Genomic DNA, 21,960 nt, shown 5'->3' with positions numbered 1-21,960 from the left:
GTTCAGTTTTTCTATATCCACATTTCTATATTAAATCGAGTCTTTAATAGTTGAATTTCATTGTAGGAAAGATTTTTATTCAGGAGATATGATCTATTTCCTTGATAGTATTCAATGATTGTCAATTCTTGGTCATAGTATAATTGAAGTATTTCTTTAAGTTGCTTAACCTGATCTTGATAGAGTAAGAGAAACTGAAAAATATGTGTTTCTCCATTTTGATTGAAAGAGATGAAATTTCTAGATCCATCGTGAATAACTTTTGAATAAGCATTTCCTTGACCATTATAACCTGCTACCTTAAATTTTAGCTCATCTAGTTGATTTAAGGCAAATGTAATATCATCAATTTCTATGGTATGATTTTTAAAACAAATAGAGCCAACTTCCTTGTAAGTCTGATAATCGTCTTCATTGCTCATTATATGATGATGAAAGAAGAGATATAGAAAGGTTATTAATCCAATCGAAAAAAATCCCATAAACAAAGAGGAGAGGATTGGATTTATTTTTATAAATATAAGGGAAAGAAAAAAGGATGGGAAGCTACTAATGAGTAAGTATTTTTGCCACTTTGATAGTTTAAGTTTGGGGTTCTCAAAAAAGTCTTCGATACGTTTTAAACTTAGTTCTTTATTGGTCGTTTTCATTACTATCTTGTAGTTGAGGCCCTACTATAACCTACACAATAGGTTATAGTAGGGGGACAATTATTTTCCTAAACCATAAGTTTTACGAATCACTTTTTCAGCAAGACTTCTAGGAATTACACGTTGGATAAATGCCATAAAAGAAGCATTTCCTCCTGCTACATATACAGGGTTTGTCTTTGCAGATTCGATAGCAAACATTACTTTATCAGAGATTTTAGTCGTACTATCCGCAACAGACATTTTTGCTTTTACACTCTGACGGATATTGTCTGCATAAGGGAAGTATTCAGCTTCTTCTCTACAGTTGAAGTCTGGTACAATAGTCGTTTTTATATCGTTAGGCTCAATTAAAACTACTTTAACTCCGAAGTCGATCATTTCACTTCTTAGGGATTGAGAATAACCCGATAAAGCAAATTTAGTGGCACAATATGAAGAGTAATATGGAAGAGGAAAACGACCTGTAAGTGAACCAATATTAATGATTGTTCCCGAACGGCGTTCTCGCATCTGTGGTAAAAAATATTGAGTCAATTTGATGATACCAAAGAAGTTGACCTCAAAAAGATAGCGATATTTTTCCATTGGTGTTTCTTCTACAGGGCCAATCTGAGACTGTCCTGCATTGTTGACTAACACGTCAATTTTTCGATCTTTTAGCTGTTCCCAACAAGCTTCAATACTTTTTTCATCAGACATATCCAAAGGAAGATATTCAGTGCCTTCCAATTTGTCTGACACAGATTCGGGTTTTCTACAGGTTCCAATTACGGTATATCCTTTTTTAAGGCATTCTTCTGCAATAGTTTTACCGATACCTCTTGAGATACCTGTAATAAAAACGGTCTTGCTCATATCTTTTAGCGTGCTATTTCTAATTCAAAATTTGCCTAAAGTTAGTATTTTATTAGAAATCAAAAGGATAATACAATCAAAGACCGAGAGTTATTTCAATTTAATTGAAGGGGGCTTACCTAAGTTTCTCCATCATCTTTTGAGCTTTTGTTGAAACAGATTTCCTATGATCTGAAGTGAGTCTATTTAAATGAGGTAAAAGCCATTCTTTTAAATCAAGATCTTTCTTAGCCCATTTCGCTAATGTATCCATACTCTGATTGAGCACAATCCAATCAGTATGATTAGCTAGATTCGCTTTCATGATTTCTTTAGCTTTTTCAATCTGAGCATCTGTCATTTCTTTTTCAAGCATTCCGAAAAGTTGTGCTAATGTCCATTGCGTAGATGCCTGATCGATCGTAGAAATTTCAGTTAAAAATCTATCTAGGTAGGGGATGAGTAGGACTTTCTGTTTTTTACAAACTCGTTTCATTGCATTTGAAGTCCTCAGTCTTACCACTTCATCATCGCTGAAATAGCAATTGAATAGTTCATCAAAAAGATCATTTTGAGCAAGTACTTCTTCTACAATTTCAACGGTATTGCCCAAAGAGTTTGGATGTCCTCCTTTTAGTCTTTCTTCGAAGTTTCTCATGGTTGTTAGCTAAGTTTTTTAGAACGTTGATAATGCAAATTCAACGGCAGATTCAGCATGAATGCTTGTCGTGTCAAAAACTGGAATGTTTACATCACCTTGTTTTATTAGAAGCGGAATTTCTGTGCAACCTAAAATGACTCCTTCAGCACCTTCTTGTATTGATCTGTCAATGATATTTAGGTATGTATCTTTGGATTCTGGATTGATTTTTCCAAGCACAAGTTCTTCGTAGATGATTTGATGAACACTAGCTCTATCGTCTTGATTAGGAGTTATCACTTCAATGCCAAAAGAGTCCGAGAGTATTTTCTTGTAGAAGTCTTTCTCCATGGTGAATTGCGTACCAAGAAGTAATACTTTCTTCAGCTTCTTCTCTTGAATTTTCTTACCTGTAGCTTCAGCGATGTGTAAGAACGGAATGTTTGTATGTTTTATGATGGAATCACTAGACAAATGCATTGTATTTGTACACAAGATGATGACCTCAGCTTTAGCATTTTGAAGATTTATGGCTGAATCTACCATCATCTGATCTAGCGCATCCCAATTGTCTTCGTGCTGAAGTTTTTCAATTTCAGAAAAGTCAACAGATTCCATCACACATTTTGCAGAGTGAAATCCACCCAATACTTCTTTTACTTTAGTATTTATGATCTGATAATAGAGCTGAGAAGATTCCCAACTCATACCACCTATAAGTCCAATCTTTTTCATAGTTGAAACTAAGAATTTGAATTGAAAAGTGTTGGGGTTTAAATAGTAAAAGTGAAAGGAAAAGTAAAAAAGAGGATGTGAAGATTTTTTAGGCTAAGTCTTTTGAAAAAAAATCCCCTTAATTCTCTATTGATTAAGGGGATGAAATATATTTTAATTTTTCTTCAGTCTATTATTGACAATCGTATTCAAAAACATATTCTTCAGACCAGTTTCCCCAATCTGCTGTTTGAGAAATACTAATTGATGAAGGTAGTTCGGTTAAAGAATCATAGGTGTAGATATAGTTATAAACTTCGTTCCAGTTTTCTGTGACATCATTATAAGTTTCAGAACCAACAGAGGAAACGCTAGATAAATTTTTCTTGTAAGACAGAATATCAAAATCAATAAGGTCAATGAACATACTTCCGAAAGGAGATGAAATGACAGGGTTTTTAAATAAACCACTTACAGGAGAAGATTTGTCTCCATAGGTGAAAGTTATTGTTTCAGTTCCAGCCCAAGTCTCATTGTCATCATTTCCGCCCGAAAAGGAAACTTCCATTTGCGTTAGTTCTTTATCTGAGTTAAAGGTGTATAAGATGACCTCAGTATCATCACTGCTTGATTCTGCTTTGAAAGGAAGGTTTTCACCATCGTTGTAAAAGAATTCAAGGCTATAGTCATCATCTGAAGTTGCTGCTTTTCTTGCGTTGTTATTTGCCAATTTTGAAAAAAGAGCTTGATGTAGTCTGGCGTTTGATTTTCTAGGAGTAGAGTGTTCCTGTTCTGTGATGCTTTCTAAACGACCATTGGCATCATACGAAAGGATCATTTGATAATCGTCACCTTCTTGATAAGAAATAAGATTTCCATCGGTGTCGTAGCTCAGTGTGTGAGTACTAAAATCAGTAGAGTCAGTCGCATCTCTTTCGTCAACACTAATCAACTGTCCGTCTGAATTGTAGGTGTAAGTAAAGACTTCAGAGTCTGAGTAACTGTCATTGTCAAAGACTTCATTGTAATTGTTGGTGTACCCTTGAAGTTTACAGTCAACAGATGTTGAATTATTCACTGTAGTTCCATCATCATCTTGGCTGTCACAAGAGAAGGTAAGAAGACCTAAGAGGAATAGAAGAAAGTGGATTCTTAAATGAGATTTCATAGATTGAGAATTAAGTATAAGCGTAAAAATCGTTGGCAATCTAGGCTTTCGACTTTTTTATTTTATGTCTTATTCTCGTCTCTACTTATTTATGTACTATATATTTTATATCCTCAAAATATAGGAGACAAATGTGAATCACATCTACTCAAGTGAGTCTTATGCGTTAAGTACTAGGACATAAGAAAACGAGTTTACTTTTCATTCATTGTAATTCTTGCACAGTGGGTATTGTCTTTCTTATTTTGAGTGTAGTGTTCATTTCTTTGCTTGATCAAAGAAACGAAGACTGCATCCGCCCAAAAAATCAAGCCACATAAAAAACGCTTAGCCCACTAGCCTTCGCTTCTCCACTTTTGTGGCAAGCTTCCCGCAAATACGCTTAAGAGGGCTGTTTGTCCCATCGTGCGGAGCTTGGACTGATTTGCGGGGAGGATGATTGAATGGGACTTGACTTTTTTTGCTTCGTTTTTTGTGTCAAGACAAAAAATGAAGACTGCGATCAAATCAATAAAAGATTGTTCTCACTGTGAAAAATCGATTTTGAGTGAAAATCGAAATTACCTGAGTTCATATGTCCACCTACTTACGTATTTGGAGTATTTTTATCGGTTGATAGTTTGGCTTTAGTGGATTCTTCGTTCAATATTTCTTCAATTTCATCGCGCATGGTATCATCCAAATTTCGATACCAATTGATATGTTTTGACCAAGCACCACAGCCTCCAGGAATAGTAGGGCATGCAGTATCTTTCCAAACTTTTCCACAATTAGGACATTTTCCTGTTGTCTCAAAAGTGTTCCATACATGGCCGCAAGTACACACCCAATGCGCACCTCCGTCGGGTTTCCATTCACATTTTGGACAAGCAATTTCTAGTTTCATATCAGCGGTTTATATTTTACAGCTATAACATTATTAATTTACAAGATGTCTGCCTGATGACAAGAATCCGATGGTCGGAAGTTGATGAGTTTGATTGAAAATATCGTAACCACTTTTAAGTTCTTTCCATAATTCAATTTTATCAGAATCGGTTTTGTATTTGAGACTTAACCTACTGAATTCAGCTTTTGAAAGTTTAGAGGGGAAAATGGTGATAGATATTTTGGATTGACCATGTTCTTTGGCTTCAATACAAAAGATATAGAGTTCTTTAATTTGTTCATCTGTGATTGGTAAACAACCAATCGTGACACACGCTCCATGTATAAAAATATCTCCACCCAGATTATTTTTTACCCCTAATATTTTATCTGATTTATTGGGGTAGTTTAGGCCTAATGAAAGGTGAAAATTACTGTAAGGATTGAATCGATCGATGTGGTAGAATCCTTCGGGAACCTGATAATCCCCTTGCTCTCTTTTGGGGCCTAAATCACCAGAACTTTGGCATACATCGTAAGTTTTTATCAATTGGTATGTTTTATCAGTTGAATTTTTCCCCCACAGTTCTAGCTGTTTTTCTTTCTTAAAAGCCCTAAGGTAAATTCTCAATTCATCGGTTTCAATTTCCTTGTTTTGTAATAAGGTGAGCATATGAGCTTCTTTCTCTTTATAGGCTTGTCTGACCCTAGAGTATCTTAATTGATCTTTTTTAAAGGAGCTAGATTGAAAAGAAGAGAGAACAATGAATATAAAAATGGAAAGTTTGTAGGTCATCTTTTTGCTTTTGAATCTTAAAGAAAGTCCTCCTAATCTTTATGGTGATTAAAAATTAGGAGGTGATCACATTAAGCATCTATGCCTAGAAATTCATCGAGTTTACCTTTTTTCTTTAGTTTGATGAGTTTCTTTACATTCTTATCTTGTTTGATGACGCTTTCATTTTTAGTGTAGAAATCGATGACAGCATTGATTCCTGCTTTTTGTCCTTCCAATTTGTTTTCAGCGCCTTCTGCCTCAATAGCATATTTGGCCCAACCACCCATAAAAATAAGGAGTAGATCAGGTGAGGTTTCAATAAAAGTAATGACTGAAGGATTGATCTCGATATGAACATCGGGACTACCAGACAGCCATTGGAATAAGAATTTATTAGCTGCTTTTCTTTTATACTTGTCTATGATGATTGGTGTTTCGAATAACCAGTCAATACATGCAACAATCTCTTTTTCGTATTTGCTGTAATCTGCTACCGATTTAAATTCGTATTTAGGAACTACAAAATCTTGGGCAATACTTAAAAAGGAGATCAGGCTTAAAGACAGTGTCAGAATGATTTTTTTCATATCAATTTCTAGTTTAAAAATATGATTTGAATTTTATTAAAAAGTTGCACTTCTAATTTAGTGATTTGTTACTTTACCGTTTCAAGTAGGAAAGAAAAACAACTTCCTTTCTCAAGGGTAGAATTGATTCCTAACTGACTGTCGTGCAATGAAAGAAATTCTTTACAAAGCATAAGCCCTAAGCCCGAGCCTTTTTCACCTTCAGTTCCCGATAGAGAAAATACATCATTCTTGTTGAGAATATGTTGGATGTTTTTCTCTGAAATTCCTATTCCATTGTCTTTTACATTCACTTTTATGGCTTCATCTTGAAGCTCTAAAGAGAGATCAATAAGTCCATCTTTATCCGTGAATTTGATTGCATTGTTGACAAGGTTTCGAATGATGAAATCGATCATACGATAATCTGCTCTTACTTTTTTAGAGGCTTTCGGAATATTTACGCGCAATTGAATATTCTTTCTTTTGGCAGAAAGCGTATAGAGTGATACGTTTTTATGAAGTAAGTCTTCAATATCAAAGTTCTCGGGATTGATACGATTTTGTTTGAGCTGTAAACTTGACCATTGGAGTAGGTTTTCCAATAAATCATAAAGTTTCTTTAAGGCTTGATTTGTTTCATCGGCTAATTCCTCTTTTTCATCCTGTGTCATCCGATGGCTATGGTGAATAAGCAGGTTTAAGAAGGAATCGAAAGTAACCAAGGGGCTTTTCAGATCATGAGAAATAATGGAGAATAGCTGATCTTTCAGATTATTGATTTTCTTCAAAGACTTTTCAGAAGCCTGTAATTGAATGATTGTATGAGCGAGTTCTTCTGTACGTTCTTTTACTTGTTTTTTGAGTTCTGTTTTTTGTTGAGAAATGAGTTTTTGTTTCTCCTCCATATTTTTCTTCTGTAATCTTTCTTTTTCCAAGTGATTGAAGTGTACAAGTTCTTGAGAACGCTTTAGCCTGTTGGCTAGTCCGAGGGAGAAAAGAACGACTTGGGTAACTACACCTATTTCAATGAAATAACTGAAGTAAGGCAAGTCGGGAATCAGATTCGTTTCTTGAGAAATAAAAAGTAAAGCACTTACGATAAAGAGGATATTGGCAATGAAGAAGAAACGTGCAGGAGCATATCCTTTTAAATAAACTAAAAGAGACGAAACCAACATACTGAAAAGTACAATTGCACCAATGATTCCAATAAATTGAGTTGCTACTTGAAGGTAATCATCATCCGTAAAAAAGCTCCATAAGCCTAAACTAATTGGAATTAGGTAACCACAAGCGACAACAGTTAGGGCTTTATCCCAATGTGGAAGGTATTCGTCTAAGTGAAGATATTTTTTAGTAAAAGCTGTTCGGGCAATGCCTGTCAGAGGAACGATGAGTGCAAAACTATGGGCATCCCAATTGGGTGCAGATGGCCACAGAAATTCAAGATTTAATTCATGAAAAAACATCATGTAAAGTCCAATTCCTACGATAGAAAGAACAAAATACAGGTAGCTGATGTCTTGAATACTTTTATAAATGAGAAGGTTGTAAAGTGCCATTGTAAGGATGATTCCTAAGAACAGCATTTGGATAGAGCGTTCGGTGAGTTGCTCTATTTCATAATGATGATGAGGTAAAAGCGTTACTTGTGCATTTTCGTGTGAAAGAATACTAACACCTGTTTTAAGTCTGATCAGAAGCTGACGAGGCTCAAGCGTGTTTCCTTTTAGTAGAATTCCATTCCTGTAAACGACTTCATTTTTTGTAGTGAGCCGTCCTGTTTTTCCTAGATAAGTCAATTGATCATAATCCCAAATATCAACGGTTCCCCATTTTTTCAATTGCAATACATACAAAGGTTCTTGCAGAAGCACTGATGGAATGTTGACTTTTATCCAATGTATATTTGGATGTGTAGCACTAAATCGATCAATCACCATTGAGGCGTTATTTTCAAAGTGCAATTTTGCTTCTGAATGTGTCAGGTTTAGGCTATGATCTTCTAAATACCAAAAAGTTAGCTGTTCACCTTCTTCTTTCACAATCTCAGACTGAAATAAAAGCTGAGGGTTTTGTGCAAAAGAAAATTGTGGAATGAGCAAAAAAGTAAAGAGTGAATAAACAAAAAATCGATACATAAAAAGGATACTAGATTAGTAGGTGTAATTTAGACATTAATAAAATTATATATATATTCCAATTACATTTTTTCAACTCAACGACCAAAAACTTAAGCAATGACACCGCTCAAATTAATTATAGTAGAAGACGACCTTGTAGTAGCTAAAAGCTTAATTTTCACGCTAGAAGACTTAGGCTATGAAGTGAGTTCTAGTTATCGGAAAGGAGAAGATTTATTAGCTCAAATTCACCAATTGGATACCGACCTTATCTTATTAGATATAGAATTATTAGGTGAATTGGATGGTATAGCTACTGCCGAAAAAATACGAAATGAATTTGATGGGCCAATCATCTACCTAACTTCAAAGGATGATCATGTAACCTTTGAACGGGCAAAACACACCAAGCCTTCTGCTTTTCTGAAGAAACCTTTCGATGTAAACACTTTAAGGGCAAGCATAGAACTTGCAGTGCATAATCATCAAGGAGAAGAAGTTAATGAAAAAGTAGAAATTCCATCATCTACTGAAAATAGATATGCCGTAACGGATGGTATTTTTGTTAAATCGAGAAGTAAGTTTCTGAAATTAAAAATTGAGGATATTCTTTACATCAAAGCCAACGATATTTATGCTTCTGTTTTTACTAATACAGGAAATTTTTTGGTGAATTATGCTTTAAAACATCTTGAAGAAAAACTCCCGATTCCCCCTTTCTATCGTGTTCACCGCTCTTATATCGTCAATATAGAGAAAGTAACAGGTTTAGAAGACAATCATCTTTTGATAGGAGATGAACATATTCCTATAGGAAAAACCTACCGAGAGGAAATCATGCAATGCTTTAAGATTTTGTAGTGTAAAAGCACGACTAGGTTATGTATGCTGAATTGAAAGAAAACGCATTAGCCAATTTCTACAATTCAGCATCTTGTTTTTTCTAGGATCATTCTCAGGTTAGAAATATTTAAGTGTTTAAAGTACGCTATATGATTTTTTTTCACCTTACAGATTCGGAACGTTCACCTGAAAAATGATGACACTTACAAGAAAATTAAAAGGTCTTAATCTGAAAATCCTACTTTGATTTTAGATCTCTGAGACAAGAGAAGTCTAGAATCACAGTTTTGTATCAGTTAAGAAAAGAGTGAAGTAATGGAATTGTACGGATTGATAAGCATTTTAGGATATATGTTGTTAATGGCATTTTTTGCACTTCGAGGCGCAAAGAAAACGGCCAATATGGAAGACTACGCTGTAGGAAGTGTAGCTTTTTCTCCTGTGGCGGTGGGTTTGTCTTTAGCAGCTTCAATAACAAGTGCGGCTACCTTTATTATCAATCCGGGTTTTGTGGCTTACTATGGAATAAGCGGTGTGATCTCAATGGCATTTGCTTTACCACTTGGCGCTTTATGTTCGTTGGTTGTATTGACCAAGAAGTTTAGAAAGAAAGGCGTAAGTATGAAGTCTTTGACCATTGCACAATGGATAGGAAAAAGATATGAGAGTAAATCATTTGCCTTGTTCTTCGCTTTTCTCTCTTTGTTACTGATCACTTTTGTGGTTCTGATTTGTGTAGGATTGACCAAAGTGATCGCAAGTACATTACAATGGAATGAGCTGTATGTTCTAGTAGGAATTGTAGCTTTTGTATTTACTTACGTGATGTTTGGAGGTGCAAATTCGATGGTTTATACCAACATGATTCAAGCTTCTCTAATGATAATTGTAGCGGTAGTCTTACTTCTTTCGGGGTATGAGTATTTTTTGGATAGTGAAGGTGTAGTAGGTAGACTGAAAGCAATTGATCCATTATTAGCTGCGCCACTCAATCCGCAAAGCCCGTTGTTCAGAGATTATTTCGAAATTATTTTCTGTCAGTTTATTGTGGGGGTTGCAGTGGTTTGCCAACCGCATATTATCACGAAGTCTTTGTTATTGAAAAAGGACGAAGATGTGAATACGTATTTGCTGACAGGAGTGATTACAGAAATCTTATTTTTTAGCGTAGTGATCGTGGGCTTATATGCTCGAATTCATTTTCCAGATTTAACCTTGGATGGTGTAGCCATAGCTTTGGATAGTGTAATGCCTACTTATGTAGTAACAGTATTACCTATTGGCTTGGGGCTGTTAGTCATCTTAGGTTTGATTTCGGCAGGACTTTCAACTTTAGAAGGTTTGATTCAATCTATTTCAACGACCATTACAAATGATATTCTTTCGAATTTACTTTTCAAACATAAAGAAGTAAAGTCCGAATGGAAGATTAGAACAAATCGTGTAGTAATTATTTGCTTGGCACTTATTTCGATCTTGTTTTCCTACGACCAATTGATTTCACCTAACCTAAGTGTGGGAATATTTGCGCAGAATGGGGTATATGCCTATTTCTCTGCTGCTTTCATTCCAGTTCTGTGTGGTCTGTTTCTTACTCATATTCGTACGCTTGTCGTCGTGGTGAGTTCGCTAACTGCATTGTTTGTACACTTCGGAATTTATTATGGTGGAATCACGCCTTACATGGAAGGAGCTGTTCGTAACCCGGGAATCGCGGCAGCTTTAGCTATCATCTCTGCCTCTCTGATGGCTAGTGTTTTACATCTTTCGTTAGGAGGAAAATCGCACAAGGTATCTTCTACTACAGAAGAAGATCATGTAGTCTCGATTTAAAGGTAACCAAAAACACAACAACACATTTTTAAAGAAGATGAAACGACTAGTATTTTTTACCATTCTGCTTTTGAGTGCAAGTATGCTACAAGCACAAGATTTAGCAACATTGGAAGGGAAAATAAATGAGAAAAATACGAATAGCAGTCTGATTGCGGCTACTATTGTATTGGAAGAACTCAATAAAGGGGCAACAACAGACCTAAATGGATCTTTTAAAATTGTAGACATTCCAGCAGGTTCTTATACGTTGAAAGTTAGTAGTGTAGGTTTTGAAACCATTTCTCAGAAGATAGAATTTAAGGCTGGAGAAAATAAAACCTTAAATTTTTCTCTTGAAGAAGAAACAACTCTGATAGAGGAGTTAGTAATTTCGGGGACAAGAAAAGCTGAAAAGCTCACAGAAACACCAGCAACGATTGAGGTTATCGGCTTTGAGCAAATTGATGAATTACCAGCTTTGAATCCTGGTGAATTATTGGCGCGTCAGAAAGGTGTAGATTTCTTCAGAGCTGGGGTTGTTGGTACAGGTATCAACGTAAGAGGTTTTAACAGTAACTTCAATGCTAAAAACTTACAGGTGACTGATGGTAGATTTTCTTCATTGATTGCAACAGGACTTCCACTTGGTCCTTTGAATACCGTAATCAAAGAAGATATTGAGCAAGTAGAATTGGTATTGGGTCCTAATGCTGCTCTGTTTGGTCCAAACGCTCACAACGGTTTGATGAATACAATTACGAAAGACCCTCGTAAGTATGAAGGAACAACCATTGCTTTCAATGCGGGTAATCAGAAAATGTTCTCCTCTCGTTTGAGACATGCGGAAAAGGTAAATGAGAAATTTGCTTACAAAGTAACAGCAGAATATTCAAGAGGTGAAGAATTTGAGTATATAGATTCAGTGTACTTGTCTCCTACAAACCCTGTGGAAGAATTGGACTTGAACCGTGATTTTGAGTTTTTCAGAGGTGAAGCTTCTATGATTTATTCTCCTGTAGAAGACATGGATATTACCTTTAATTATGGGGGTAGTAACAGTACTTATTTGGCGCCAACAAACGTAGGACGTAACCAAATCAAAGATTGGCAAGTACATTATGCACAAGCCAAATTTTCTTACAAAGGATTGTTTGCTCAAGTATATCACACGATTAGTAAAACGGATGCAACTTATTCGATTAGTGACTATACCAAACAATATTATGGTGCAATCGGAAGAGGTCTGTCAGAGCAAGATGCTCGTGCGTTTGCTTTAGATCCTGCAGTGGGAGCGTTGTTTATCGATGATTCAAAACGTTGGAATGCAGAACTTCAGTACAACAGAGATATTTTGGGTGTAGATGTAACTGTTGGTGCGCAATGGCAAAGAGATATGGCGAACTCTCACGGAACTTACTTGCTAGATGAAAATGAGGATGACTTTATCACAATCGATCAAGTAGGAGCCTATGCTCAAGCAGAGAAGAAGTTTGACAATGGTTTGAAGTTAGTCGGAGCACTCCGTGCAGATAATCACCAAGTATATGGTTTTAACTTGCTACCAAAAGCAGCTGTTGTAAAAACATTTGGGGCAAACTCAGTTCGTTTGACTTACGGACAAGGTATTGCAGCTCCTACCATCTTGAATATGTATGGAAATTTATTCGGTGGTTTGATCTTGGGTAATGCAGAAGGTTTTACATTAGAAGATGGCTCAATGATTGAAAAACAAAGAGTAGAAAAGCTTCAAACTATTGAGTTGGGTTACAAAGGTCAGCCTGTGAAGAATAAGTTGTTTGTAGATGCGAACGTTTACTATAACATCTCAAGAGATTTCTTAAGCCCAGTGACGTCAATTGGTGTTGCTAATAAAATGGGAGATCAAAATGTTGCAGATGTACAATCAGCATATGCAGCTTTCAATGGTCTTGTATTTACTTACATCAACTTCGGTGAATTCAACACACATGGAGCTGATTTAGGTATCAACTACTATTTCACAGATGAATTCAGTACGAGCTTTAATTATTCTTACTTCGGTTATGAAATCGATGAGAGTAACTTAGAAAATGATTTCAACAAAGACGGTACGGTAAACAAGCTAGACTTGCTAGTGAATGCACCAAATCACAAAGCATCTTTAGCTTTAAATTATAGTGGAAAGAAATTCTTCGGATCGATCTTCACACGTTGGGTAGAAGCTTATGATTATTTCTCTAGCTACCAAATTGCAGCAGAGACACAAGATTTGACTTACCGTGGAGTACCAGTTGTAGAAGGTGCAAGAAGTGCTAACGCATTTAACTACGGACCGTTAGGTGGTTTTACAACATTTGATATCAGTGCAGGTTATCGCTTCAATGAAACGTTTACTGCTTCAGCAATGGTTTCTAATGTATTCGATACTGAGATGAGAGAATTTACGGCAGCACCACCTACAGGAAGATTGATTTCATTGGAGTTGAAAATCAACTTGCCTTCTTATAAGAAATAAAAACAGTGTTTAAGAATCCTGAGAGGATGTAGAAAGTGTGAATTTAGTAAAGTGTAAATGTGGGGCTAGTCCCCACATTTTCTAAGGTTAATCTAATAAAAACGACTCTTAGAGTTAATTCTGTTGTCAAGGATTTATCGATGGAAGAATAAGAGTCTTCAGACTCTCGCTTTCATTTGTAAGTGCTTAGAGCAACTCTAAAAACAGCATTATTTTACTTAACACATTCATTCTCTTTTTAAGAAAAACCTAAACCATTTACCAAATAATAAAGACAAATAAACATGCTTAGATTAGTCGGAAAAGTAGCGATTATCACAGGTGGAGCTTCGGGAATCGGAAAAACGGCAAGTTTACTTTTTGCCAAAGAAGGAGCACAGGTTGTGATTTGGGATTTGAATGAAGAACAAGGAGCAGAAACGGTTCAGATGATTGAAGAAACAGGAGGGAAAGCCGTTTTTCAGAAAGTAAATACAGCAGACTACGGAAACGTGATACAAGCAGTAAGTCATGTAGTTCAAGAGTTTGAGCAAATCGATATTTTAGTCAATAACGCTGGTATCACAAGAGATGCAAGCCTGAAAAAAATGACTCCAGAATTGTGGCAACAAGTGATTGACGTAAACCTTACAGGGGTTTTCAACTGTACAAAATTAGTGTCGGAGAAGATGTTAGAGCGTAATTATGGAAGAATCATCAGTACTTCTTCTGTAGTGGGATTGTACGGTAATTTTGGGCAAACTAATTATGTAGCAACCAAGTCGGGTGTGATCGGAATGACAAAAGTATGGGCAAGAGAATTGGGTAGAAAAGGCATTACGGCAAATGCTGTAGCTCCAGGTTTCATTGCGACAGAAATGACCAAGAAAATTCCAGAAGATGTGATTTCTAAAATTACAGCAAAAATCCCGATGGGAGAGATGGGAAGCCCTGAGGACATCGCGAATGCTTATCTATTCTTAGCCTCAGATGACGCCAAGTACATCAACGGAACGGTACTTAGCGTAGATGGCGGAATGGTAGGCTAGAATTATTCCTTTTTCCTAAACTTCAAACTACAGAATACACAACTATGAGAAATGCTAAAATCGTATCTTCTGGAATGTATGTTCCAGAGCAGGTATATTCCAATCAATATTTCAACGACCTTTTACAGCAAGATGTAGACGAATGGCTACGAGAGAATGTTCAGATTTATGAGCGTAGATGGTGTGCGCCAGAACAGTCTGTGATTGATCTTTGTAGAGAAGCAGCATTAACAGCTTTACACAATGGAAATGTAAAAGCGGAAGAGCTTGATTTGATTATTATCGCAACAGATACACCCGAATATATTTCACCATCCACAGCTTCAAAACTTCAAGATCAGCTAGGTGCAAAAAATGCAGGTACTTTTGATCTTAATTCAGCTTGTGCGGGCTTTGTAACTTCATTAGATATTGCAAGCAAGTACATCCGATCAGATGAGCAGTACAATAAAGTACTTGTGATTGGTGCTTATGCAATGAGTAAATACTTGAATAAAGAAGACAAAAAAACAGTCACTTTATTTGCCGATGGCGCAGCCGCTTTTATCCTTTCAGCATCAGAGGGCGAAGAAGGATTTTTAGCAAGTGAGTTGCAAACCAAAGGAGAGTATGCCGATTGGATGGGAATTTATGCAGGAGCTACTCATGAGCCAACATCGGCTGAAGTTTTGGAAAAAGGAACACATCAGTTACAGTTTGTGAAACGTTTTCCATCAGAATTGAATCCCGAAATGTGGACACAAATGGCTCTCAATCTTTGTGAGAAATTGAATGTATCTCCAAATCAAGTAGATCATTTCTTCTTCACACAGATTAATATCAACAGTATCGTTGAAACTATGAACAGGTTGGGCGTACCTATGGAGAAAACCACAACAGTAATGCACAATTACGGCTATACTGGTTCGGCTTGTATCCCGATGGCTTTTGATGAAGCAGTTCGAAATCAAAAAGTGAAAAAAGGAGACTTAGTATTTTTTATCGGTTCTGGAGGAGGGCTGTCTTTCGGATCTGCAGCATTCAGACTTTAGTAGTTGGATGTATGTTTTTGAGAGGAAGTTGATCTTTTATCAATTTAGAAATCTTTGTGGGAGGCTAGCCTCAAAAGCGGAGGTGAAGGGACACGTGGGGAGACCGTTTTTTATGAGGCTTGATTTTTTGGGCGGACGCAGTCTTCGTTTCTTTGATCAAGCAAAGAAATGAACAATACAGATTGAAAAATAACTAGAGCCTCCTCAGTGAAAGTGACTTCTTGGGTGAAAAGAAAGACTTCCAAAAACTTGTTTAGCTACTTAAAATCTTAATGAGATGACAACAGATTGGATACAAAAATGGGCAGATTACGAACCCCAAAAAATCGCTATCCGAGAAGCAGACACAGAAAGACAGCTTTCTTATACGGAATTTAATCAGAAAGCAGGTTCTCTAACTAGTGGTTTACAGCAACTCGGTCTTCAGAAAGGAGATCGGGTAGCTGTATTAGCAGAGTTTTGTGTAGAATACACTTTACTGTTTAGTGTCGCACAAAAGATGGGAATAATTCTCGTTCCGCTTAATTATCGCCTTTCAGCAGCTGAGTTGGATTACATTTTATCTAATGCACAAGCTAAAATCATTTTTTCAGATTTTGCTTTCTTAGATAAACTCAAAGGGCAAAGTGAATATGAAAATATTGAGCATAAGTACCTTCTGACCGATATAATTCATCTTGCGGAATTAGGGCAAAATAAGGACTATCAAGAAGTTTCTATTGAGGAAAAAGACCCATTATTTATCCTTTATACTTCGGGTACTACAGGTTTTCCAAAAGGAGCAATTTATACGCATGAAATGCTTTTTTGGAATGCCATAAATACAAGTCTTCGTCTAGATTTGAACGGACAAGATCATACCTTGGTTTGTACACCACCTTTCCATACAGGAGGTTGGAATGTGCTACTAACTCCTCTGTTTTTTTTAGGAGGTACAGTTACTTTATTGCCGCAATTCAATGCTGATCGTGTGTTGCAAATCATAGAAGAAGATCAGATCAGTAATTATTTTGGAGTTCCCACAATGCTCAAAATGATGGGCGAATCTGAAGGCTTTGAGAAGGTGAAATTTCCACGTTTGAGATATTGTGTCACAGGAGGCGAAGCAATGCCAATTCCGTTGATTGAGAAATGGGCTGAAAAAGGCGTCCCAATCAGACAAGGCTACGGAATGACAGAAGCAGGACCAAACTTAATGTCACTGCATCAAAGAGATGGCATTAGAAAGAAAGGCTCAATTGGTACACCCAATTTCTATGTAGAAACTCGTTTGGTAGATGAAAAGGGAGTGGATGTAGCTCAAGGTGAAATCGGAGAATTCTTGATCAAAGGAAAAATTGTAACTCCTGGTTATTGGCAAAATGAGGAGGCTACCGAAAAGGCATTCTACGGAGAATGGTTTAGAACAGGAGATTTACTCCGACAAGATGAAGAAGGCTATTTCTATGTCGTAGATCGTATTAAGCACATGTATATTTCTGGGGGAGAAAATGTCTATCCTGTAGAAGTGGAACAAAGCTTACGTACACATACTGCCATTCGAGATGTAGCGATAGTTGGAGTTCCCGATGAACGATGGGGGGAAACAGGGATGGCATTTATCGTGAAAGAAGAGGTAACGTTGAATGAGAACGAGATTGAAATCTTTTTGAAGGAGCGATTGGCTAAATATAAACACCCTAAACATTTTGTCTTTTTAGAGGAATTGCCAAAAGGCGATACAGGCAAGATTGACCGAAAAGCAATTAAGGTATTGGCAAATGAAGAACTGAGTCCGAAAGATGAAGTATAAGCATACAGAAATAGACGGCAATCGATTTCATTATATCCAAGAAGGGAAGGGAGACAACGTTCTCCTTTTTCTGCATGGAATGGGGAGTGAGGCTTATGCTTGGAAAGACTTGATTCATCATCACAAAAATGATTATTGCTGCATAGCGATTGATTTACCGGGTTTTGGAGAAAGTGAAAGTATTGGAGGTGAAGATAGTTTTACAGTCTACCTTTCTATATTAGAGCAGTTCGTGACAAGGTTATCTTTTGAGAAGTTGATTGTTTTTGGACATTCTATGGGTGGGCAATTAGCCATGCTTTTAGCTTTACGATCAAAGGTGAGTATTGAGGCTTTAGTCTTATCAGCTAGTGCAGGGGTAGAGGAATTTTCAAGTTTTGAATCGGAGCAGTTGAAGTATTTCTTTAGCTATGAAAAAGTATTGGCATGGGATGAAGAAACGGTAGCAGCTAATTTCAAATTGAATTTTCATAATTATGAAGACCGTTATACGGAATTACTCGATCGCCGCCTCTCATTTTTGAAGTCAGAGAAGAGAGCATCTATTTCTAAAGCTATTCATTTGGCGGTAAAGGGAATGTTGACGCAGAAGGTGAGACTTTCAGATTTGAGAATCCCGACCTTAATTCTATTTGGAGCAGAAGATAAATACATTCCCAACAAGCAATTCCATAAGGGCTTGGATATAGAAAAACTCTTGCAATCAGCTCAAGAAAGTAATGCCCTTATAGAAAGTTTTATATTTAAAGATTGTGGACATTGTCCGCATTTAGAAAAACCAAATGATTTTTTACTACAAGCAGACAAATTTCTAGAAAAGGCAGTTTTCACAACTGCTTAATTATTCATTGCTAAATTAAATCATGATGAAAATGAAGCCATTATTTTTGATCGCCATATTCTTGTATAGTTTTTCCTCTTTCGGACAAGTATTGCAACAGCAAACCGACTTTGGTAAGAATGAAGGAGAATTGGATATGTATTTCTATAAGCCCGATGGTTTAGCGAAAGATGCCGCTTTAGTTGTTGCTTTACATGGTTGTTCTCAAACGGCAGAAAGTTATGCTTATGAGTCGGGATGGAATGAGTTGGCAGATCAGTATAAGTTTATGGTGATTTATCCTCAGCAACGAAAAAGTAATAATGCCTATGCTTGTTTCAACTGGTTTAATGAAGGAGATATCAACCCGAAGCAAGGAGAAAATCAATCCATCTTAGAAATGATTGAATATGCGAAAGCAAATTATTCAGTGGACAAAGAAAAAGTTTTTGTTACAGGGTTTTCTGCAGGAGGAGCAATGAGTACCATTTTGTTAGGTAACTATCCGAAAGTATTTGAAGGTGGTGGTGTTTTGGCAGGGATTGCTTACAAAGCTGCAACCAACTTGCCTAATGCTTTGCAAGTGATGAAAGAAGCTCCGAACTTGAGCAATGAAGCTTTATCTGCTTTGTTACCGAGTTCGACATTAGAACAAAAAATACCGAAGTTAGCCGTATTTACAGGAGCGAAAGATCAAATTGTAACGCCTAAAAACAGTCAGCAAATTATCAGTCAGTTTCTATTCGCTTCATTGGCATCAGCACCAGAATTGACTCCTCAAATAGATACACTAAATGTGCGTGATACAAAGTTTCCTTATCAACGCATCAATTATAAGGTGGGAGATCAGCAGCAATTCGTTTCCTTTACTTTCTTGAATGAAGGACATGCATTATTTATTGATGAAGGGAGTGAAAAAATGCAAGGAGGACATGTCGGGAATTTTACCAAAGATGTAGATTTCCATTCATCGTATTGGATTGCCGATTTTTGGGGACTTATAGATTAAGTAAAAAAGAAACCCTATCCTTTTGGGGAGGATAGGGCAGATCATGAAGTTAATTGACTGTACCGCTATTATTTTTTCAATGCTAATATTTTTGTTTGAATAGCTTCAAAGTCATTTTGACCTTTCGCAATTTTTAAGCTCAATGCTTTTTGATAATGTTCGAAAGCCATTTCATCTAGACCGTGTAGAGCAAGGTAATCACCTTTCAATTCTAGGTTTTCAGAAGTTTCTTTTACTTTAAGTGATTGCTCAATCCAAGTATAAGCTTCTGATATATTTTTTTGATCTCTTAGACAAACTTGAGCTGCTTTAAAAGGAGTGCTCCAATCTGAGTTTGTCGCATTTTTCACTTCCATTCTCAAGTTTTCATATTTTTCAGTTTTGCTATCATAAAGGTCGTTAGAAGCGAAAGCTGAAATAGAAAGAGTAGTAAGAGCCGCAAGAGTAATAATCGTTTTTTTCATGGTTGTTATATAAGTTATTTTGACACTGAATCTGAATAAGTTGTACCGTTGTAGTACGCTTAAGTAAAATGCCAAAGCTGTGCTATTAATTTGTAACTAATTGATATGTAGTTTTTTGTGTTGATGTAAGTGTGCCAAGATGAAAAAAGTAGTATTCGGAAAGAGTACACTATTGTACGAAATTGGACGGATTCATTTTATTTGATGTAGATTAAAATCTATTTTATTGTAGAAAATATTCACTCTTCGTAATTCATTTACGGTCTGTTAACTGTTCTTGAAGAAAGAACTATTAATGACCATAATATGATAAAGCTAATTCGAGGGGATGTAAACGCAGGTTTTCCATCTCCAGCAGATGATTTTATGGAAGACGATCTTCACATTGAAGATTATTTGGTAAAAAATCAGTCTTCTACTTTTTGTGTACGAGTGTATGGCGATTCGATGCAAGGTGTAGGTATTTTCGAGGGAGATATTTTAGTAGTAGACGCATCGATTACACCAAGGCATGATGATGTCGTAATTGCGATTTTGAATACTGAGCATACAGTAAAACGACTCTTTAGAAAAGGAAAACGAGTTGGGCTAAAGCCAGAGAATCCCAATTACCAAATACGATGGATAGATATTGATAATGATGATTTTAGAATAGGAGGGGTTGTGACTTTTAGTTTGAGACATCATAAATGGCCGTCTTAAGAAAAATTTTCACAACCAAATGAACCTTTGTTGTGTCCTATTTCCGAACAAGATAAATGTATATAACAACTTACAAACATGAAGAAGAAATTTAGTATTCTGACCGCTCTATTCTTCTGTATAGCTACAGCTTTTGCTCAAGATATACATCCAAATGCTGAAAAATTAGCTAGTTACGTTTGGGAATTCAAAGGTTACCAAAGTGGTAAAGATTTGAATGAAACATCGACTCCTGCAACACTTCAATTTGCTGAAAAAGAAGGTACATGGTCGATGAATGCAAAATATGGAAATACCATATTCGGGAAAGTAAACAGTGTAGAGAAAAAAACAATTGAAATCTCGGATCAGCTAGGTATGACCATGATGGTTTCTCCTGAGGGGGAAATGGAGTTTGTTGATTTTCTAAAAAATGTGACCAATTACAAAATTAAAAAAGACAAACTGTTTTTGATGGTTAAGGGTAGTAACCAAAAAATGGTGTTTGAAATTAAAGAAAATAAAGAATAGCAATTAGCTTTTCTTTAGTATAATTATGATGTGAATAATGCGGTTTGCCTTTGGCGAATCGCATTTTTTTTTAGCAAAAATGTTTATTCAAAATAAACTAAAACCTAGTCAGAATGCAGATTTTATGATAGGTTAATAATTAAATTATAAACTTAGTAATACTGCATCTGAATTCTAAAACTGAATATATTTTGAAAAAATTAGTACTAATATTCCTTTTACTATTTTCAACACAGCTAGTGTTTGCATGGGGGCAAAATGGTCACCGAATTGTTGCACAAATTTGCTATGATAACCTATCTGATCGATCTAAAATAGAGATTGATGAGATTCTAGATCGTTACTACCTCACTCAGCTTTCTACTTGGCCAGATTTTATCCGATCAAATAAGAACTGGGCTTTTACTTTTAGTTGGCATTATACAACGGTAAATTCTGATAAAACTGTACAGCAAGTTATCGATGCAGGAAATGAGAAAGAAGGTATCCAAGATGTGATGGAGGCCATTGAATTTATGACTTTAGTTTTGAAAGATGATGTAAAAGCAACCCAAGCTTTTGAAAATTTGATGAAGGAAAATAATGTAGAATCGTTAGCTAATTCAACTAAAGCAACAGCTCTAGCTTTTCTGATTCACTTTGTTGGCGATATTCACCAACCGATGCACGTAGGGAAAAATAGAGATTTGGGAGGAAATAAAATTAAGGTCATGTTCTTCTCTGAAAAGGAAAGTTTACATGCGATTTGGGATACAGATATTATTGAAAAACAACAATTAAGTTTTTCGGAATACACCTTAATGATTGAGAAAAATCAAGCAGCAAATAAAGCTAGATGGGAAAAGGATAAGGTAAAAGTTTGGGCAGAGGAGTCTGTGGAACTTAGGGAAGAAATTTATAATACCTTGTATGATCGGACAAATGAGAATGGTTTACCTGAGCTTTCTTATGATTATATGTACGAATTTGTACCACGAATGGAAGAAAGATTAGCTGCCGCAGGCTACAGAGCCGCATTTATTCTTAATTCTATTTTTGATAATTAAAAGACTCATCATCTTTTGTAACATATAACAAAACCCGTATAGCATTCTGCTGTACGGGTT

Annotated in this window: 21 protein-coding genes; 11 read left to right on the top strand and 10 right to left on the bottom strand. The window is 36.1% G+C overall.

Going from position 1 to position 21,960, the window contains the following annotated elements; genetic code table 11:
* Nucleotides 1–11: 11 nt before the first annotated feature.
* The 9 genes from BC781_RS05505 to BC781_RS05465 form a co-directional block, all read right to left on the bottom strand.
* Nucleotides 12–422 (bottom strand): hypothetical protein, encoded by a 411-nt coding sequence (locus tag BC781_RS05505; RefSeq protein ID WP_109616220.1) that lies wholly within the window; start codon nucleotides 420–422, stop codon nucleotides 12–14.
* A gap of 288 nt (nucleotides 423–710) precedes the next feature.
* On the bottom strand, nucleotides 711–1,508 hold the full coding sequence (locus BC781_RS05500; RefSeq protein WP_109616219.1) for an SDR family oxidoreductase: 798 nt from the start codon (nucleotides 1,506–1,508) through the stop codon (nucleotides 711–713).
* 115 nt (nucleotides 1,509–1,623) lie between these two features.
* Nucleotides 1,624–2,145, bottom strand: coding sequence for a hypothetical protein (locus BC781_RS05495; protein ID WP_109616218.1), 522 nt, complete (start codon nucleotides 2,143–2,145; stop codon nucleotides 1,624–1,626).
* Between the two features lie 18 nt (nucleotides 2,146–2,163).
* On the bottom strand, nucleotides 2,164–2,862 hold the full coding sequence (locus BC781_RS05490; protein ID WP_109616217.1) for an aspartate/glutamate racemase family protein: 699 nt from the start codon (nucleotides 2,860–2,862) through the stop codon (nucleotides 2,164–2,166).
* A 172-nt stretch (nucleotides 2,863–3,034) separates the two neighbouring features.
* Entirely contained in the window at nucleotides 3,035–4,009 is a 975-nt protein-coding gene (locus BC781_RS05485) for a hypothetical protein (RefSeq protein WP_109616216.1), read from the bottom strand.
* 586 nt (nucleotides 4,010–4,595) lie between these two features.
* The gene (locus tag BC781_RS05480) at nucleotides 4,596–4,895 is read right to left on the bottom strand and encodes a hypothetical protein (protein WP_109616215.1); all 300 of its coding nucleotides are present in this window, start codon (nucleotides 4,893–4,895) and stop codon (nucleotides 4,596–4,598) included.
* Nucleotides 4,896–4,928: 33 nt separating this feature from the next.
* On the bottom strand, nucleotides 4,929–5,549 hold the full coding sequence (locus BC781_RS05475) for a L,D-transpeptidase family protein (RefSeq protein WP_245935582.1): 621 nt from the start codon (nucleotides 5,547–5,549) through the stop codon (nucleotides 4,929–4,931).
* Between the two features lie 194 nt (nucleotides 5,550–5,743).
* Nucleotides 5,744–6,241 (bottom strand): hypothetical protein, encoded by a 498-nt coding sequence (locus BC781_RS05470; RefSeq protein ID WP_109616213.1) that lies wholly within the window; start codon nucleotides 6,239–6,241, stop codon nucleotides 5,744–5,746.
* A gap of 68 nt (nucleotides 6,242–6,309) precedes the next feature.
* On the bottom strand, nucleotides 6,310–8,364 hold the full coding sequence (locus BC781_RS05465) for a sensor histidine kinase (protein ID WP_109616212.1): 2,055 nt from the start codon (nucleotides 8,362–8,364) through the stop codon (nucleotides 6,310–6,312).
* 99 nt (nucleotides 8,365–8,463) lie between these two features.
* On the opposite strand from BC781_RS05465, the gene BC781_RS05460 reads away from it, so the two are divergent.
* The 8 genes from BC781_RS05460 to BC781_RS05425 all read left to right on the top strand — a co-directional run bounded on the left by BC781_RS05460 (nucleotide 8,464) and on the right by BC781_RS05425 (nucleotide 19,178).
* Nucleotides 8,464–9,207 carry a LytR/AlgR family response regulator transcription factor gene (locus BC781_RS05460; RefSeq protein WP_109616211.1) on the top strand — a complete coding sequence of 248 codons (744 nt, stop codon included), beginning with the start codon at nucleotides 8,464–8,466 and terminating at the stop codon, nucleotides 9,205–9,207.
* Between the two features lie 297 nt (nucleotides 9,208–9,504).
* Nucleotides 9,505–11,022 (top strand): sodium:solute symporter family transporter, encoded by a 1,518-nt coding sequence (locus BC781_RS05455; protein ID WP_109616210.1) that lies wholly within the window; start codon nucleotides 9,505–9,507, stop codon nucleotides 11,020–11,022.
* A gap of 37 nt (nucleotides 11,023–11,059) precedes the next feature.
* Nucleotides 11,060–13,498 carry a TonB-dependent receptor gene (locus BC781_RS05450; protein WP_109616209.1) on the top strand — a complete coding sequence of 813 codons (2,439 nt, stop codon included), beginning with the start codon at nucleotides 11,060–11,062 and terminating at the stop codon, nucleotides 13,496–13,498.
* A 284-nt stretch (nucleotides 13,499–13,782) separates the two neighbouring features.
* Entirely contained in the window at nucleotides 13,783–14,526 is a 744-nt protein-coding gene (gene fabG, locus BC781_RS05445) for a 3-oxoacyl-[acyl-carrier-protein] reductase (RefSeq protein WP_109616208.1), read from the top strand.
* Nucleotides 14,527–14,570: 44 nt separating this feature from the next.
* The gene (locus BC781_RS05440; RefSeq protein WP_109616207.1) at nucleotides 14,571–15,557 is read left to right on the top strand and encodes a 3-oxoacyl-ACP synthase III family protein; all 987 of its coding nucleotides are present in this window, start codon (nucleotides 14,571–14,573) and stop codon (nucleotides 15,555–15,557) included.
* A gap of 277 nt (nucleotides 15,558–15,834) precedes the next feature.
* Complete coding sequence (locus tag BC781_RS05435; RefSeq protein WP_109616206.1) at nucleotides 15,835–17,349, top strand: class I adenylate-forming enzyme family protein; 1,515 nt, start codon at nucleotides 15,835–15,837, stop codon at nucleotides 17,347–17,349.
* The gene (locus BC781_RS05430; RefSeq protein WP_109616205.1) at nucleotides 17,339–18,190 is read left to right on the top strand and encodes an alpha/beta fold hydrolase; all 852 of its coding nucleotides are present in this window, start codon (nucleotides 17,339–17,341) and stop codon (nucleotides 18,188–18,190) included. Before BC781_RS05435 ends, BC781_RS05430 begins: the two co-directional genes overlap by 11 nt.
* A gap of 31 nt (nucleotides 18,191–18,221) precedes the next feature.
* Entirely contained in the window at nucleotides 18,222–19,178 is a 957-nt protein-coding gene (locus BC781_RS05425) for an extracellular catalytic domain type 1 short-chain-length polyhydroxyalkanoate depolymerase (RefSeq protein WP_158281403.1), read from the top strand.
* A 68-nt stretch (nucleotides 19,179–19,246) separates the two neighbouring features.
* Here the strand turns inward: BC781_RS05425 and BC781_RS05420 are convergent, their stop codons facing one another.
* On the bottom strand, nucleotides 19,247–19,642 hold the full coding sequence (locus tag BC781_RS05420) for a hypothetical protein (protein WP_109616203.1): 396 nt from the start codon (nucleotides 19,640–19,642) through the stop codon (nucleotides 19,247–19,249).
* 306 nt (nucleotides 19,643–19,948) lie between these two features.
* Here BC781_RS05420 and BC781_RS05415 point away from each other — a divergent pair, with 306 nt between their 5' ends.
* The 3 genes from BC781_RS05415 (at nucleotide 19,949) to BC781_RS05405 (ending at nucleotide 21,900) form a co-directional block, all read left to right on the top strand.
* Nucleotides 19,949–20,344 (top strand): LexA family protein, encoded by a 396-nt coding sequence (locus BC781_RS05415; RefSeq protein ID WP_109616202.1) that lies wholly within the window; start codon nucleotides 19,949–19,951, stop codon nucleotides 20,342–20,344.
* A 78-nt stretch (nucleotides 20,345–20,422) separates the two neighbouring features.
* A complete protein-coding gene (locus BC781_RS05410; RefSeq protein WP_109616201.1) occupies nucleotides 20,423–20,854 on the top strand; it encodes an META domain-containing protein in 432 nt (143 codons plus the stop codon).
* Nucleotides 20,855–21,045: 191 nt separating this feature from the next.
* Nucleotides 21,046–21,900: a S1/P1 nuclease gene (locus BC781_RS05405; protein ID WP_158281402.1), complete on the top strand. Its 855-nt coding sequence runs from the start codon at nucleotides 21,046–21,048 to the stop codon at nucleotides 21,898–21,900.
* Nucleotides 21,901–21,960: the final 60 nt, after the last annotated feature.

This window comes from Sediminitomix flava (genome assembly GCF_003149185.1).
In the GTDB taxonomy this organism is placed as follows: domain Bacteria; phylum Bacteroidota; class Bacteroidia; order Cytophagales; family Flammeovirgaceae; genus Sediminitomix; species Sediminitomix flava.
This window is presented reverse-complemented; position numbering and strand designations above follow the sequence as displayed.